At 59.4% G+C, this 14,617-nt stretch carries 14 protein-coding genes; 7 read left to right on the top strand and 7 right to left on the bottom strand.

Annotated features, from left to right (window positions below; genetic code table 11):
• The first annotated feature begins 218 nt into the window (after positions 1 to 218).
• From AB7E65_RS03320 to AB7E65_RS03305, 4 genes are all read left to right on the top strand, one after another.
• Positions 219 to 617 (top strand): hypothetical protein, encoded by a 399-nt coding sequence (locus tag AB7E65_RS03320; protein WP_072286269.1) that lies wholly within the window; start codon positions 219 to 221, stop codon positions 615 to 617.
• A 248-nt stretch (positions 618 to 865) separates the two neighbouring features.
• Positions 866 to 2,305 carry a radical SAM protein gene (locus AB7E65_RS03315; protein ID WP_428745267.1) on the top strand — a complete coding sequence of 480 codons (1,440 nt, stop codon included), beginning with the start codon at positions 866 to 868 and terminating at the stop codon, positions 2,303 to 2,305.
• An 11-nt stretch (positions 2,306 to 2,316) separates the two neighbouring features.
• A complete protein-coding gene (locus AB7E65_RS03310) occupies positions 2,317 to 3,330 on the top strand; it encodes a radical SAM protein (RefSeq protein WP_428745266.1) in 1,014 nt (337 codons plus the stop codon).
• Between the two features lie 30 nt (positions 3,331 to 3,360).
• Positions 3,361 to 4,380 (top strand): radical SAM protein, encoded by a 1,020-nt coding sequence (locus AB7E65_RS03305; RefSeq protein ID WP_428745265.1) that lies wholly within the window; start codon positions 3,361 to 3,363, stop codon positions 4,378 to 4,380.
• Between the two features lie 168 nt (positions 4,381 to 4,548).
• On the opposite strand, the gene AB7E65_RS03300 is transcribed toward AB7E65_RS03305, so the two are convergent.
• The 4 genes from AB7E65_RS03300 to AB7E65_RS03285 all read right to left on the bottom strand — a co-directional run bounded on the left by AB7E65_RS03300 (position 4,549) and on the right by AB7E65_RS03285 (position 8,583).
• Positions 4,549 to 5,760, bottom strand: a complete 1,212-nt coding sequence (locus AB7E65_RS03300; protein WP_428745264.1) for a hypothetical protein — start codon at positions 5,758 to 5,760, stop codon at positions 4,549 to 4,551.
• A gap of 55 nt (positions 5,761 to 5,815) precedes the next feature.
• Positions 5,816 to 6,307 (bottom strand): hypothetical protein, encoded by a 492-nt coding sequence (locus AB7E65_RS03295; RefSeq protein WP_428745263.1) that lies wholly within the window; start codon positions 6,305 to 6,307, stop codon positions 5,816 to 5,818.
• A gap of 128 nt (positions 6,308 to 6,435) precedes the next feature.
• Complete coding sequence (locus tag AB7E65_RS03290; protein ID WP_201257981.1) at positions 6,436 to 7,830, bottom strand: helicase HerA-like domain-containing protein; 1,395 nt, start codon at positions 7,828 to 7,830, stop codon at positions 6,436 to 6,438.
• A gap of 333 nt (positions 7,831 to 8,163) precedes the next feature.
• A complete protein-coding gene (locus AB7E65_RS03285) occupies positions 8,164 to 8,583 on the bottom strand; it encodes a hypothetical protein (RefSeq protein WP_072286262.1) in 420 nt (139 codons plus the stop codon).
• Between the two features lie 245 nt (positions 8,584 to 8,828).
• On the opposite strand from AB7E65_RS03285, the gene AB7E65_RS03280 reads away from it, so the two are divergent.
• The 3 genes from AB7E65_RS03280 (at position 8,829) to AB7E65_RS03270 (ending at position 12,296) form a co-directional block, all read left to right on the top strand.
• A complete protein-coding gene (locus AB7E65_RS03280) occupies positions 8,829 to 10,040 on the top strand; it encodes a multidrug effflux MFS transporter (RefSeq protein WP_083558849.1) in 1,212 nt (403 codons plus the stop codon).
• Between the two features lie 95 nt (positions 10,041 to 10,135).
• Positions 10,136 to 11,203 carry a type I glyceraldehyde-3-phosphate dehydrogenase gene (gene gap, locus AB7E65_RS03275; protein ID WP_072286261.1) on the top strand — a complete coding sequence of 356 codons (1,068 nt, stop codon included), beginning with the start codon at positions 10,136 to 10,138 and terminating at the stop codon, positions 11,201 to 11,203.
• Positions 11,204 to 11,444: 241 nt separating this feature from the next.
• Positions 11,445 to 12,296, top strand: a complete 852-nt coding sequence (locus AB7E65_RS03270) for an MYG1 family protein (protein ID WP_072288019.1) — start codon at positions 11,445 to 11,447, stop codon at positions 12,294 to 12,296.
• 42 nt (positions 12,297 to 12,338) lie between these two features.
• On the opposite strand, the gene AB7E65_RS03265 is transcribed toward AB7E65_RS03270, so the two are convergent.
• From AB7E65_RS03265 to AB7E65_RS03255, 3 genes are read right to left on the bottom strand one after another with little or no spacing between them, the layout of a single operon-like run.
• Positions 12,339 to 13,115: an acyl-CoA dehydratase activase gene (locus AB7E65_RS03265; protein WP_072286260.1), complete on the bottom strand. Its 777-nt coding sequence runs from the start codon at positions 13,113 to 13,115 to the stop codon at positions 12,339 to 12,341.
• Positions 13,112 to 14,095 (bottom strand): 2-hydroxyacyl-CoA dehydratase family protein, encoded by a 984-nt coding sequence (locus AB7E65_RS03260; protein ID WP_072286259.1) that lies wholly within the window; start codon positions 14,093 to 14,095, stop codon positions 13,112 to 13,114. Before AB7E65_RS03260 ends, AB7E65_RS03265 begins: the two co-directional genes overlap by 4 nt.
• A 22-nt stretch (positions 14,096 to 14,117) precedes the next feature.
• Positions 14,118 to 14,450, bottom strand: coding sequence for a hypothetical protein (locus AB7E65_RS03255; RefSeq protein WP_072286258.1), 333 nt, complete (start codon positions 14,448 to 14,450; stop codon positions 14,118 to 14,120).
• Between the last annotated feature and the right edge of the window lie 167 nt (positions 14,451 to 14,617).

Here is a 14,617-nt window from a genome sequence, read left to right as displayed (position 1 = left end):
TTCCTTGAATAAATTAGAAAATTTATATTTATTTCTTGATTTTTTTAAATATAAAATTAAACTCAAACAATACTCGTTTTCCCAGGATGGCGACACCTTATTGCTGGACCTTTGGCGGAAGGGGGGTGAGATGGATGGGGATTGCGATAACCGAAGCCGCCGGCTGAAATCGGCCAGAGCGAAAGCGTAAACAGCAGCGTTTCAAAAGGAGGATTACGATGGGCAAGGAAAAGAGCGCGGGCAAGCCAATATTGACGGTGCAGAAGTTTCTCTATTTTTCCGCCACCGATGCCGCTTTTCGTGAAAAATATCTGCGCGCTCCCGAGCAGATCGAGAAGGATTTCCATGTCACGGGAGCGGATATCGAACTGATCCGCCGCCTCGATTTCGCGAATTTGAGCAAGGAACTGGATGCGTTGAATGTCCTGGAAGTGGAGAAGCTGGGCAGCGGTTTTGCCGCCTCCCATTGCAAGGACAGTCATGTGAACCACTGGAAGGATGATCACAATAACAACAGCCATTCCAACGGTTGCAGCGACATGTTCCAGGATGTCATGCATGACATGCTGGTTGGCGACATGCTTCGCCTCAAGAAGGAATTCCGCGGCACTAAATAGTTTTCATCCGGAAACGGTCCTTTTCCGCTGTGGCGGCGTCAATCCGCAGGCTTGCTTGTGCGGCGTACCGATGTACGCCTCCGCGCAATCCCTTGATTTCCTCGCCACAACGAAAAATTGCTCGTTTCCCGCATGAAACCTACGCTGCATCCATCCGGAAACTATGGATGGAACCCAACTGAGGCGGGTCGTAGACGGTGCCGGGGCAGATGTGTTCCCCGGCACCGATCACAAGGAAGGAACCTCGGATGTCGATCGACGGCAAGGTGGCAGTGAGCAGTCATGACTGGCGCGCCAATTTCAGGGCCAGGGCTCTGTCGGACCGAGTGGTGCTTGTATCCGATCACGGCAGCTGGATGTTCGTGTCACGGCAGGAGCTTGCTGCCCTGCATGCCTGTCGTGCGGACGCGGAACTGCTGGCACGGCTTGAGCGGAGGGGTCTGCTCCGCACACCAGACAATCAACAGGATCTTGAACAGGCGTTGGAACGTTGGCGCGCACCCCATCTGCGCGGAGCGGCCCTGCATATTGTCGTTACCACGCGCCGGTGCAATCTGGCCTGCCGCTATTGCCACGCCTCGTCAACCCCGGAAAATGGCCCGTTGCAGGATCTGGATGCGCCGACCGCGGAAAAAATCGTGGATTTTGCGTTTCACAGTCCGGTGCCATCGTTGGCCATCGAGTTTCAGGGCGGCGAGTCGCTGCTCAATCTGGATGCCGTCAGGCATACGGTCATTGTTGCCAGGGAGAGAGCCCGGCAGACCGGAAAAAAAGTGCGTTTTTCCCTGGTGAGCAACCTGACATTGCTGACCCCCTCTACACTCGACTACCTGAAGGAGAATCAGATCGGACTTTCCACGTCCGTGGACGGACCGCCAGCCATTCATGATCGCAACCGCCCTTTCTGTTCCGGGTGCGGTTCCTACCGGCAAGTCATGGCGGCGGTGCAACAGGTGCGGCAGGCGGGCTGCCACGCCGGCTTTCTGACGGTGCTTACCCCCGCGTCCCTGCCGCATTACAAGGAGATTGTGGATCATCACCTGTCTCTGGGGATCGATATCCTCTGTCTGAATCCGGCTCAGGCGCTGGGACGGGGGCGTGACGACAGCCACATCTCCGATTTCGACGCTTATCTGGATTGTTACCGGAAAATTCTGGATTACACCTTTGCCCTGCTCGACGAGGGAGTGGTGGTCACGGAGCGCTTTTTGCTGCTGGCGCTGCAAAAGGTGGTGGATTGTTCGGATGTCGGCTTTGCCGATTTTCGCAACCCCTGCGGCGCGGTTTTCAGTCAGTTGGCCTATGATGTCAACGGCGACATTTACCCGTGCGACGAGGCCCGCTCGTTTCCCGAGTTCCGGCTGGGCAATGTTGCCCTGGACACCTATGAAAAGATCGTGCATTTGCAAAAGGCGCGGGACCTGGTGCGTGCTTCCATCCCCTCCGCTCCACTATGTCGCGACTGCGCCTATGAACCCTATTGCGGACTGTGCCCGGTCATGAGCTATGCAGAAGGGCGGGGGCTCACGCCGGTGCCGCCGGATGATTTCCGTTGCCGGCTGACCAGGTTTCTGTTTGATTTCGTGTTCGAGAAAATGGCCAGCGACCCCGAGCAGCTCAATGCCCTGATGCGCTATCAGGCGCTGCGTGGCGGTCTGCAAAAAGCCCGGGCGGAAATGCGCGGCTAGACAGGATCGTCATGCATGTTTTACGTCTGACCGGCGCATGCAACAATCGATGTCGTTTCTGCATGGTATCCCACGAGATTGCGCGGGGGGTCCAGCCGGGCCTCGATTCTCTCAAAAGAACCCTGGCAGCTGTTCCCGCAGGGGAGTGGGTCGATCTGTTTGGTGGCGAGCCGACGTTGTATCCGGATTTCTGGGCGTTGCTGGAATATGCGGCGATGCGGGGACATCGCATAAGCCTCGCTACCAACGGCCGTTTGTTTCATCGGCGGGAGAACGCCGAACGCCTCGCCGGATATCCGGTGGTGGTCCGTTCTTCGTTGCATGGCGATACAGCCGCTCTACATGATGGCCTGACGCGGGTACCGGGAAGTTTCGAGGAAACCTGTGCCGGTCTGAAAAACCTGGTGGACTGCCGTTGCCGGCTGCTGGTCAATATCGTCATGCTGCGGGACAACATGCCACGCCTTGCCTCCATTACCCGTTTGCTGGCCGAACTGGGTGTGAAGCGCGTGAAATATTCCATGCTGATTGATGGCTGCAAACACCCCGAATTGGTTGCGCCTGTCGATGATCTGCGCAACGCACTGTGGGAAGCGGTCGACGTCGCGCTTGAAAACGGGATCTATTTCGTGCTGGAAAAAAGCCCGCTTTGTCTGTTGCCCATTTTTATTACGCAATGTCATCCGGAGTCGGATCCCCTGATGATCGACTCCTGCCCGGAGCTTTATATCAGGCCGCAAATCTGTTCCGACTGTCTTGCCGCGGCGAGTTGTCCGGGGGTGGAAAAGGGATATTCCGACCGATATGGCAGCAGAGGGCTTGAGCCTTTCGCGGACTGGCCGGGGCAATTGATCCAGACAGTGGATATATCGGTGATGGATGCTTATCGGCCCCGTTGTCCCACCAATCTGATTCGCATTGTATCGTCAGCCGCCGCGGGCAAGGGTTGTCCCCCGAACCCTGACGAGCTATGGGAGCAACTGCGCAAAAAATTTCCGGACCACCGGTTGATAAGGGTTTTTTGACCCTGCCAGCCGATTTTCATGGAGGAGGCGATGATTGCAAGGGGCATGGCGGAAACGGGTCAATTGATCTGCGATTTGAAGCTGGGCTATTCCTGCAACAACGATTGTCTGCATTGCGTGATTGCCGGCAACCGGGATGCGTTGCTGGCACGGTCGATGGCCATCGATCTGACAACGGAGCAAGCCATGAATCTGCTGCGGGAATATCATCGGCAGGGCGCCGCGCGGGTGGTGCTTACCGGCGGCGAGCCGACCATCCGCGAAGATTTTGTCGACCTTGTGCGGCAGGCGCAGTCCTGGGGTTTTGCCGTGGGCATTCAGACCAATGGCCGCGCCTTGGCATGCGAGGCGCTGTGTGACGCCATCCGCGGCTTCGACCGCCTCTGTTTCACGATTCCCCTGCACGGTGACAGTGCGGATTTCCACGATGCCGTAACGCAACGCCAGGGCAGCTTTGAGCAGACCCTCGCCGGCATTCGCAATCTTGCCCGCCGCGGCTGCCGGGTCGAGGGGAAAGTGGTGATGTCACGCGGCAATCTGTCCCGGCTGGGCGGCATGTTGAAAATTTATGCGGAGTCCGGGGTCAAAAGAGTGAATTTCGCCTATCCTCACGCTTTGGGCAATGCCCGAAAAAACCGGCATTTGCTGCTGCCTCGCTACACGGAACTCGGCGGTTGTCTGGAGGCGCTGATCGGGGCTGCCCAGGAATTTGAAGTGGCCATCGATTTTGAAGCGGTGCCGTTTTGCGTTATCCCGGCGTTTCCCGAACTGGTGGGCGAACTGCACGAACTGCGGGGCAGCGAAAAGCGATTTACCCCGGTCCACGACAAAACGCGGGACTGGAACCATGCGCGCCGGGCGATCAAGGCGAAGGGTCCGGGTTGCAGCCGTTGTGTCTATGACATGATCTGCGAAGGCCCCTGGTCGGAATATCTGGCCTGGTTTGGGGATGTGGACCTGAAGCCTGTCGAGCAGGATTCCCCTGGCGTGCAGAAGGCGCTGGAAATGATCGTTCGTCTGTGCCGCAAAGGCAGTGTCCCGTGCGGTTAGTCGTGTCAAGAAAATCTGAGACATTTTGGTTGCTGGCAAGGCGCGCCGACGCAGGCCTAGCCTGAGTCAAGCCGAGAAGGCGCAACGCAGACAGCGACCCAAAGGGCCGGAATTTGAAGGCAGGATTAACCGCACCGGGCACTAGGAGGCTGTCTTTTCGTATCCCGCTCAGTTTGCCGGTGTCGCGGAGATTTTTTCCAGCCACTCCTCGCGCCAGAAAAACAGGCAGCAACAGTCACAACCTTCGGGGAGCTGGCTGCCCCGGCACCTCACATCCTTCAGCAGGTAGATTCCCTGGCATTGCCTGACCTTGTAGTCGTTTTCGTCGAGATATCTCAGCACAGGCTTGAATATGCGCTGCACGGTACCGCAATACGACCCCATTTCGTCCATGAACAGGCAGCCGTGCCGTTCTCTTTCCGGACTCAGCGTCTTTTCGATTTCTTCACGCGACCGTACCCGGATCGTTTCGCCGGCCTCAAAGGCCGGAAGGCCGGGCTGAACAGGGCAGCAGGCACGGTCGAGAACCTCTTCGATCCGGTTGCGGCATTCGCAGCTCAATACGCAGGGACCGATGGTGGCAATGGCGCGCCGTATTTCCCGCCGGTGCAGGATGCGGCTGGCCAGCGGGCGCAGTCTGGGGATGAAGGCGATCGGTTCGGCCACGAAGCCCAGGCGTTGTTTGAAGCGATCCAGTCCTGCGCCGGAACCGTACCATTCGGGACCGTTGTAAACGGCTTCGACCCCCGGCCTCTGCATCATGGTCTGCACGACCGAGAAGAAAAGTGCCGGGCAGGGATGGCAATTCAGCAGGCTGTTGCGCGAGGAACTGTATAACAGGCTCACCACCGGACCCAGCCGAATCAGGATCAGGTAGGCTCCGAGTTCTTCACCGACAAAGGCGCCCCATGCCTCGACCTCCTCCACCTGTTCCCCGGCCTGGCAAAGGCGCCGCCACTGGGCATCGTTGGTGAACATCGGATCGGAGCGCCCCTGGCGGGCCAGGGATTCCTGATTCAGCGGCATGCCCAGGCGCTGCAGTTCGTCGAAATCCATCGGCCGGACGCGGCAGTGTTCAAGCCCTTTTTTGACGCTCCAGCGACCTTTTTTGTCGAGGCTGTCCAGCCCGTAGTTTCTGTCGCGGATAAAGTAATTGTGGCTGGGGTTGGCGGTTGCCGCCGGCGGCGCCGCATAGTTGAGGCCGACGATGGGATGGCGTTTGAACAGGGAATCCATCTCTTTTCTGGAGGGTGGCGTCGTTTCGTACAGCGGCATCCGGTTGAAAAAGCCGCAACTCGGACCGATCCAGATGCCGCTCGGGGTTTCCATGACCTTGTATCCGATAAGCCTGCAGAATTGCGCATAACCCGCGTAGTCCATGTATTTCCCGCCTTTTTTTGATTAAAAAAACAGGTGCCGGCCTGTTTGCCGCGCATCAGGGCTTTTGCAGCCATTCAATCCGCCAGAAATAGTAACAGCAGCGGTCGCAGGGGCCGAAGCGCCGGGTCCCCTCACAGATGGCGTCTTCCAGCAGTACGATGCCTTTGATTTTTTTGAGCTTGTGGTCGCGCTCGTCCACGGCGTTGGTTACCGGCCGCAGGATTTTCCGCATGGTGCCGCAATAGGGTTTCATTTCCTCCATGAAGGTACAGCCTTTGAGCTGCCTACGGACACAGAGGGTGGCTTCGATCTCCTCGATGCTGCGGACCCGGACAAAATCGCCGGCGCGCGGATCGATGACCGGGCTGGCAGGAGTATGGCCTGGCTGTGTTTTCTCCTCTTTGCTGAACAGGCGGGTAAGCCTGACGAAGGCGTCCATTTTCTGCAGGACACGGCGCTTGTGACGGGGATGCATGCGTCGCGTGATGGCAAGCCTGAGTCGCAGTAAAAACGGCGGCTGCAGCACTTCTCCGTCCGGATCCGCCATGGTCTTCAGACAATCCTTCTGGCACCCTGGCCGCTGTGGGGATGCATGAGGTTTCACCGTATTCTCCATAAGGTGGAAAATTTCCCTGGTTGTCCCGTTTGCCAAAGGTTATGTGTTTTTCGTGTGGTTCAGCGCCGGCCGCCAAACAGGGAGCCGAGAATGCCGCGTATGATCTGGCGTCCGAGCTGACTGCCGATGGTGCGCGCCGCGCTTTTGATCATGGCCTCGCCGACACTCTGGCGTTTCGGTCTGGCGCGGGTCGCTTGCGGCGGTTTGCCTGCAGGGCCCGTATCGGAGACACTGGCGGCGCGTTGCTGCAGCATTTCGTAGGCGCTGTGGCGATCCGTGGCCTGTTCATAGCGTCCTCCAAGTGGGGAACGGGCGATGATTTCGCGGCGCTCATCTGTCGACAGGGGGCCGATGCGGGATTCCGGCGGACGGATCAGGGTCTGCTGGACAGGCAGGGGACGCCCCTGGGCATCGAGGGTTGAGACCAGAGCCTCGCCAATGCCGAGGGCGGTGATGACGGCCGCCGTATCCAGCCGGGGATTGGGGCGGAAGGTGCGCGCCACGGTGGCGACGGCCTGCTGGTCCTTGGGAGTAAAGGCGCGCAGGGCATGCTGGATTTTGAGGCCCAGCTGGCCCAGGACACTTTCCGGAATGTCCAGGGGGCTTTGGGTGACGAAGAATATCCCCACCCCCTTGGAGCGGATCAGGCGCACCACCTGCTCGATTTTTTCCAGCAGGGCCTTGGGCGCCTGGGAAAAAAGCAGGTGCGCTTCATCGAAAAAAAACACCAGCCGCGGCCGGTCCGCGTCCCCGGCTTCGGGGAGCTGCTCGAAAAGCTCGGCCAGCAGCCATAACAGGAAGGTGGCGTAGATGCGGGGCGATTGCGCCGCCAGTCGGGTAGCGTCGAGGATGCTGATGACCCCTCGCCCGGAAAAATCGACATGCAGGAGGTCGTTGAGCTGCAACGCCGGTTCCCCGAAAAAATGATCGCCTCCCTGCTCTTCCAGGACCAGCAGCTGCCGCTGGATGGCGCCGATGCTGCTCGCGGAGATGTTGCCGTAGGTCGGCCGCAGCTGGCGGGCGTGCTCGCTCATCCAGGCCAGCATGGCGCGCAGATCCTTCAGATCGAGCAGCAGCAGTCCCTGGTCGTCAGCGATGCGGAAACAGGCAAACAGCAGGCCACTCTGGGTTTCGTTGAGATCGAGCAGGTTGGTCAGCAGCAGCGGGCCCAGTTCCGAAATGGTGGTGCGGATGGGATGGCCGTTTTCACCATGGATATCCCAGAACACTACCGGGCAGGGATGCGGCGCATAGTCCGGCAGGGGGATTTGGGCCAGTCGTTGTTCGATTTTGGCGCTGGGTGTCGCGGCTGCCGCCAGCCCGGAGAGATCACCTTTGATGTCCGCGGCGAAGACGGGCACTCCGAGTCGTGAAAAACCCTCGGCCAAAATCTGCAGGGTTACGGTTTTGCCGGTGCCGGTGGCGCCGGCGACCAGCCCGTGGCGATTGCTCATGCTGCCCAGTTGCTCGATGCTCAGGCCGTCGGCAGCGCCTATGATCAGGTTCGGATTGCTGTTCACGTCCAAATCTTGCCCTCCATGCGGTTCGGTTCCGTGCCGTGTGGCGGTGTTTTTGCCCGGGTTTTCGCTGGCCGTTTTTCGGTTCGACTTCAAGGTAATCGTCGGCTAAATAGGTAAAAAAGGCAATGATTTTGCCAGCCTGGTGAAAAAGATGTATCCTGCGCGCCGTGCAGTTCCCGCGCCGGCGGCCTGGCTGATGTTTTCTGACTCTTCATGCCGCATGGGTTTTTTTGTTGCCGGTTCTCACGCAGGCATGGCCAGGCATTCCTATGGATAGATGTTTTGAACGATGTCCAGCACCATATGGGTTTTTTCATGGAATAAAACGATATCCGTGCCGATTCTGGCCCGCAGGTAGCCGTCCGGCAGACGCCGCAGGTGCCGGTCGAGGTCAGCGGGCAGGCGATAGGCCGCCAGCCCGGGCGGCAGTTGGCCGTTCCGTGCAATATGCTTGCGCAGGCCGGGCGGCAAGCGTTCCCGCCGGGCCAGGCCGGGTGGCAGGCGCCGGCGGTAATAATCGTGGATGATGCCCCTTTCCCGCTCGGAAAAGATCAGGTCGCCACGGATATCCCGCCCCTGCAGGGAAACCCGGCCATAATCGGGGTTCGCAATACATCCGGTTATTTGCGTTGCGCCGGCAAACAGTATCGCCAGCAGTAAGATGAAAGGATAAAAAAGGGCTTTCATGACATCCTCCTGGAATCACTATTGATTGCTATTTTAACAGAGAATCGGAAAACTGAGTCGCGAGGCAGGGTTTTTCCGTACCGTTTATGGGCGCGGTTTCCTGTCCGTTTCCGGCGACGCTTTCAAAAGGCCTGCCTGCCGGCGCATCTTCGGGCAGACAATTGTTGTTTCAAGGTGTATACTGCGACCTTTTTGGAGGCTTTTGCCATGATCCCTTTTCTCTGGCCCCTCATCGGAATCGCGTCATGACGACACTTATGCACAATGGCCCCCGGCTACGCCTGATCATACTTCTGCTGGGCGCTTTGACGGCCATCGGTCCGCTGACCATCGATACCTACCTGCCGGCTTTTACCGCCATTGCCGCGGACCTGTGCACGGATGTGGCCACGGTCGGCCTGTCCATGAGCAGTTATTTTATCGGCATCGCCTTCGGCCAGTTGATTTACGGGCCATTGCTCGATGTTTTTGGCCGCAAGCGGCCACTGGTTTTTGGTTTGCTGCTGTATGGGGTGGCTTCCTTCGGCTGCGCCCTGAGCTGGAACGTGCAGTGGCTCATCGGCCTGCGTCTGGTTCTGGCTTTGGGTGCCTGTGCCGGAATGGTCGCGGCGCGTGCGGTAGTGCGGGATCTTTTCCCGCTGCACGAAACGGCACGGGTGTTCTCCTTGCTGATGCTGGTCATGGGGCTGGCACCCATCGTGGCGCCGACCTTGGGCGGTATCATCGTCGGCAGCCTGGGGTGGCGTTATATCTTTATCCTGCTCGGCGCGGTCGCCGGGCTGATGCTGCTCGGTGTGCTGCTGATACTGCCCGCTACCGCCGGTCACGGCCGCCGCGAGGCGCTGCGCCCCGGCCGGGCGTTGCGCGATTATCTTGCGGTGCTGTCGGTACCGGGATTCACGCCGCGCATGTTGACCGGCAGCTTTTATATCGCCGGTTTGTTCGCGTATCTGACGGCTTCGCCGCTGGTGTTCATGGACCTGTTCGGCATGTCCGGTCCCCGCTACGGCTGGACCATGGGATGCAACGCCCTGGCGCTGATTGTCGGCAGTCAGGTCAATGCCAGGCTTCTGAAACGTTCTTCCCTGGAAAGCGTGATGTGGGGCAGCAACCTGCTGCAGCTCGCTGCCAGTGCGCTGTTTGTGGCCGGGATGCTGGCAGGTGCCGTTTCCCTCGGGCTGGTGCTGGCCTTTGCCGCCTTGTACATGTTCTGCCTCGGTTTTCTACTGCCGGATGTGACGGCTTTGATCATGGAGCCTTTCGGCAGGGAACAGGCCGGCAGCGCCTCGGCGCTGTTGGGTGCGGTGCAGATGCTGGCCGGCGCCGTGGCCGCCGCCCTGGTGAGCTGGGGTTACGACGGCACGCTGGCGGTCATGGCCATCGGCATGCCGCTGTGCGCCCTTGCCAGCGTGGCGCTTCTGTGGCGGGAGCGCCGCGGAGGCCTGGCGCGCGTCTGACGCTACCCTTTTTTGTCCGAACCGGGCGGGGTTGAATTTTGCTCGCCAGCTGCTATGTTAAGCCAGTGCCAACATCACACGTCGGGGAGGAAACCATGGCCACCAAAATCGCGATCAACGGCTACGGGCGGATCGGCAGGCTGGCCCTGGCCGCCATGTACGAGCAGGGGCTTATCGGCACGGATCTGGACATCGTGGCGCTGGTCGATCTGAATCCGGATGCCCGTTATTTCGCTTACCGCACCCGCTACGATTCGGTGCACGGACGGTTCCCCGGAGAGGTTGCGACCGCCAGAAGCCGCGCCGAACTGGAGGTCGACGATACCCTGATCGTCAACGGCGACGAGATCCTGTGCCTGGCCGCCCCGGCCAGTCCCGACCGGTTGCCCTGGAAGGCCCTCGGGGTCGAATATGTCATCGAGGCCACCGGGCGATTCAACAGCATGGACAAAGCCGGCCTGCATCTGGCAGCGGGAGCCCGTAAGGTGATTCTGACGGCGCCGGGCAAAGGCGCGATGAAGAGCATCGTCATCGGCGTCAACCAGGACACCTATGATCCGCGCACCGACCATGTCATATCCACCGCTTCCTGTACCACCAACTGCCTGGCGCCGCTGGTGCATGTGCTGCTGAAGGAGGGCGTCGGCCTGGAGCAGGGGCTGATGAGCACCATCCATGCCTATACAGCCACCCAGGAGACCGTCGACAGCCCCTCTAAAAAAGACTGGCGCGGCGGACGGGCGGCGGCCATCAATATCATACCTTCCACCACCGGGGCGGCTCGCGCCGTGGGGGAGGTGATTCCCGAGGTCAGGGGCAAGCTCACCGGCATGGCTTTTCGCGTGCCCACGCCCGATGTGTCGGTGGTCGATCTGACCTTCCGCACCGCGCGGGCTACCTCCATCGAGGAAATCGACGGCTTGATGAAAAAGGCTTCGGAAACCTACCTCAAGAACATTCTGGAGTACATGACCGAGCAACTGGTGTCTTCCGATTTTCTCAATTCCACCAGTTCCTCCATCTACGACTCGCCCGCCACCCTGCAGAACAACCTGCCAGGAGAGTCGCGTTTTTTCAAACTGATCTCCTGGTACGACAATGAGGTCGGCTATGCCAACCGGGTGGTTGACATGCTGCGCCTGATGATCGCCTCTCAGAAGTAGGCCGCAGGGCATTTATCCGGGCCTGCTTCCACCCCCGACAGGGCCGGCGATCGCCGGCCCTGTCCGTTTTTACGGGTTTTTTGTGGAACGGGATGCTGCAAAAAATCTTTTGGGGAAAGGTGGCGGGCAGTTTTATACTGTGGCCGGATCTGTCTGTTCTGATTTCCATTCCGGCCAAAGGGCAAGGACGCTGTTCGATGGCGGGTCTGTCTTTTCCCGAAAACAATTCGGAGCCGAGTACATGCACAGAATCGTGGTACATGGGGGCAATGCGCACCGGGATGATTTCCTGGCGGTCAGCGTTCTGCTGGCTACGCTGGAAGAGGCGGAAGTTTTGCGTTGCGATCCTTCCTCCGAGCATCTCGCCGATCATAAAACCTACGTTGTGGATGTCGGCATGGAGTACGATCCGGCGCGGCTGAATTTTGACCACCACCAGGACAAATCCCTGCCATGTGCCTTCCACCTGGTCATGCAGCACCTCGGTCACCACCAGGACGCCCAGGCGGTATTCGGCTGGTATCCCTTCATGAGCATGATGGACGTCAGGGGGCCGCACAGGACCGCGGAGCATTTTGGCGTCGATGCCAGCGTACTGCTGGCGTCCTCTTCCCCAATCGACGGTTATATTCTTTCCAGGTTTGCCAGGCTCGAGGTGCTGTGTCCGGAAGATCTGCTTTACCGGTTCATGCGGGAAATGGGGAAGGACATGCTCGCTTTGATCCGGCTCAAGAAAGAGCGGCTGGGAAGGCTGAAGCGGGAGGCGCGCATCGTTGCGGTGAAGCAGTTCAAGGCGGTGGTGTGCTGCATCGAGGATAACCCGAAGCTGTCCATGGAGCTTTATCTGAAATCCCTGGCCGATGAGAGCGTCGTGATCTGCATCACGCCGTCGGTGCGGGGTGCGGGGTGGGAGTTGCTGCGCCTCGGCGACAGCAGGCTGGTCGATTTCCGTGCCATTGCCGATTGCCCGGAAGTCCTGTTCGTGCATGCCAACGGCTATATCGCTACCACGCGCAGCCTGATTCCTCTCGAACAGGCGGTGCAACTGGCTTCGCGGGCGGTGGTGGAGCCTGCCTTCGAATCAGATAAGTAGCCTCGCTTCCTGACGACAGTTCGCCTTTGCCTGCCTGCTGCGCTATCTGCGGCCGGCCAGCCAGGCGCAGCCGATGGCGCCATTGTGCTGGGGATGGGCCGGGATGAGGATCTCGGCGGAGCTGAAGCGACGCAGCAGTTCGACGAAGGCGCCGTTTTTAGCTACGCCGCCGGTCAATACGAGGGTATCCTGGGCGAAGCGCGCCAGCATTGGTGCCACCCGCTTGATAAGTGTCTGATTGACACCGGCGCACAGGGCTTCGAGGGAGTGACCCTCGATGATCTTGCCGATCAGCTCGCTCTCGCCGAAAATGCCGCAGGTCGCATCGAGTGAAACCGGATGCTCGAAATGGCTGGCCAGCTCCTCCAGGGAAACATCAAGCACCTTGGCCATGTTTTCCAGGTAGCGCCCCGATGAGGCAGCGCATTTGTCATTCATCAGGAAATCGACCAGAATACCATCTTCGAGGCGGGCGACCTTGCTGTCCTGTCCACCCAGATCGAGCAGGGTAAAGGTTTCCCGGCCGGTCTGAAAGCGTGCGCCGGCGATGTGGGCCTGAATTTCAGGGACCACGGTGGCGCCGGCCAGATTGATGGTGTTGCGTCCGTAGCCGGTGGCGGTCAAGGGCGTGGTTTGCCATTCCTCGGGCGACAGAAGACCCAGATCCTGGTAGGCGAGCAGCAGCCGGTCGTCGCGACGGCAGGCGTAACGCTTGTAAAAGGGGATGGTATCGTAGCTGTGCAGCCAGGCGATGGCCTCACCGTCAAGGGCCGCGAATTTGACCTGGCGGCTGCCCAGGTCGATGCCGATGCCGGTCATGAATGCCTCGCCTTGATCATTTCGATGAATCCCTCCAGCCGGATCCGCGTGCGCGCATCGAGGGGCCCGGGACGGTCGCCTTCGAGGGTCAGGATCGGCAGTTGCCGCAGGCGGCGTCGCACGATGAGGTCCTCGATCTGGCGAAAACAGAAAGACTGCACATAATGGATGACGCCGTCGATGCGGCGGCGCGCGATTTCCTTTTCGATGTCATCCAGCCGCACGAACACGTCGTAGGGATAGGTGTAGCTGCGGTATTGTTCGACCAGCGATGTGGCGTGGTACGGCATGGAGAACTGGCGCTGGGTTTCGTTGAACACCACCCGGCCGCCGAGTTCTTCGGTGACAGCATACAGATCGGTGAAAATCGGCGGTACGCCGATGTAGGCCAGGCGCAGACCGTCCGGAAGGGGATCGCGACGCCGGGCCTCTTCCAGGAAGGCATCCGCCTGCTGTTCAAAGACGGCCGGCTCGCCGTTCATGTCGGAGGTGCAGACCTGCCAGAGATGGTTTTCCGTGCCGGTGACCCGGTTTTCCTCCCAGGTGAGCCGATCGATTTCGTGAACCCGGGCGCGGATGGCATTGAGGTAGCGCCAGGCTTCCTCGGTTTTTTGTGGAGTGACGCCGAAGTGCTCCGCCAGCTTGCGCATCTCATGTTCCAGGGTAATGCCGGAGCGATCGTAGGGGTAGGCAAAGGGGATGGTGGTTATCCCCTGCAGCTGCAGCACCTCCATCAGCGCCTTGGTGTTGGAACAGTCCCCTTCGGTCACGGCGATGATCTCGCGGATGCCGTGATGCAGGGCGGCGCTGTAGAGTCCCTTGATCCAGCCGCAGCAATTGCGGGGGAAGCCGGCCATTTCCGCCTCGTCGATGAGGGACTGGCAGGCGGGGTCTTCAATGAAGATATTGTTCAGATCGACGGGCCGCCGGCCTGCGGCGATGACGATTTCCAGGGGGATGGTAGTGGTAAATCCGACCATAGTGCTGATATCTGTATGAACCTCAGTCCTGTCTTATGAACAGGTAGTAGATGAAAACGAAGACCAGAATGGCGCCGCCGCCAGCGAAAACCAGAACCGGCGAACTGCCGGCGCTGTCGATGGCTGGTTTCTGCTGCAGGGTATAATCGACGACGCAGGCGTAGCCCACCGTGGTCAGCATTATGAAAAGCAGCGCCTGCCGTTTCAGAATGATGGCGATCAGACAAATGGCCCCGACGATCGTCAGAAACCAGGGGTTGTAAATCAGGTCGCCAAGATTTGCCTCGCGCAGCATGGTCATGACATGCTCGGTGCGCAGTTTTTCGAGAAAATCCCTGGCTGTCGAAAGGTCCATCAGCGATCATCCTTTCCTGGGGCAACCACGAACCTGTATAACTTTTTTATCGAAAGAATCGCTAATATATCAGAGAGGCCGGCCAATCCCAAGCGCAAAATAGCGATGCATCTTGACTTTGCGTCTGGGTTGAACCTAGTATACCCCTTTTAAAGCTGCCACGTAGA

This window comes from Syntrophotalea sp., assembly GCF_050253115.1.
Lineage (GTDB): Bacteria > Desulfobacterota > Desulfuromonadia > Desulfuromonadales > Syntrophotaleaceae > Syntrophotalea > Syntrophotalea acetylenica.
The sequence above is the reverse complement of the archived record's forward strand: the minus strand, read 5'-3'. Positions and strand labels throughout refer to the sequence as shown.

Excerpts from the sequence above, each read along its gene's own strand:
- AB7E65_RS03320 (WP_072286269.1), top strand. The coding sequence starts at position 219 with ATGGGCAAGGAAAAGAGCGCGGGCAAGCCAATATTGACGGTGCAGAAG.
- AB7E65_RS03315 (WP_428745267.1), top strand. The coding sequence starts at position 866 with ATGTCGATCGACGGCAAGGTGGCAGTGAGCAGTCATGACTGGCGCGCC.
- AB7E65_RS03310 (WP_428745266.1), top strand. The coding sequence starts at position 2,317 with ATGCATGTTTTACGTCTGACCGGCGCATGCAACAATCGATGTCGTTTC.
- AB7E65_RS03305 (WP_428745265.1), top strand. The coding sequence starts at position 3,361 with ATGATTGCAAGGGGCATGGCGGAAACGGGTCAATTGATCTGCGATTTG.
- AB7E65_RS03300 (WP_428745264.1), bottom strand. The coding sequence starts at position 5,760 with ATGGACTACGCGGGTTATGCGCAATTCTGCAGGCTTATCGGATACAAG.
- AB7E65_RS03295 (WP_428745263.1), bottom strand. The coding sequence starts at position 6,307 with ATGGCGGATCCGGACGGAGAAGTGCTGCAGCCGCCGTTTTTACTGCGA.
- AB7E65_RS03290 (WP_201257981.1), bottom strand. The coding sequence starts at position 7,830 with ATGAGCAATCGCCACGGGCTGGTCGCCGGCGCCACCGGCACCGGCAAA.
- AB7E65_RS03285 (WP_072286262.1), bottom strand. The coding sequence starts at position 8,583 with ATGAAAGCCCTTTTTTATCCTTTCATCTTACTGCTGGCGATACTGTTT.
- AB7E65_RS03280 (WP_083558849.1), top strand. The coding sequence starts at position 8,829 with ATGACGACACTTATGCACAATGGCCCCCGGCTACGCCTGATCATACTT.
- gap (WP_072286261.1), top strand. The coding sequence starts at position 10,136 with ATGGCCACCAAAATCGCGATCAACGGCTACGGGCGGATCGGCAGGCTG.
- AB7E65_RS03270 (WP_072288019.1), top strand. The coding sequence starts at position 11,445 with ATGCACAGAATCGTGGTACATGGGGGCAATGCGCACCGGGATGATTTC.
- AB7E65_RS03265 (WP_072286260.1), bottom strand. The coding sequence starts at position 13,115 with ATGACCGGCATCGGCATCGACCTGGGCAGCCGCCAGGTCAAATTCGCG.
- AB7E65_RS03260 (WP_072286259.1), bottom strand. The coding sequence starts at position 14,095 with ATGGTCGGATTTACCACTACCATCCCCCTGGAAATCGTCATCGCCGCA.
- AB7E65_RS03255 (WP_072286258.1), bottom strand. The coding sequence starts at position 14,450 with ATGGACCTTTCGACAGCCAGGGATTTTCTCGAAAAACTGCGCACCGAG.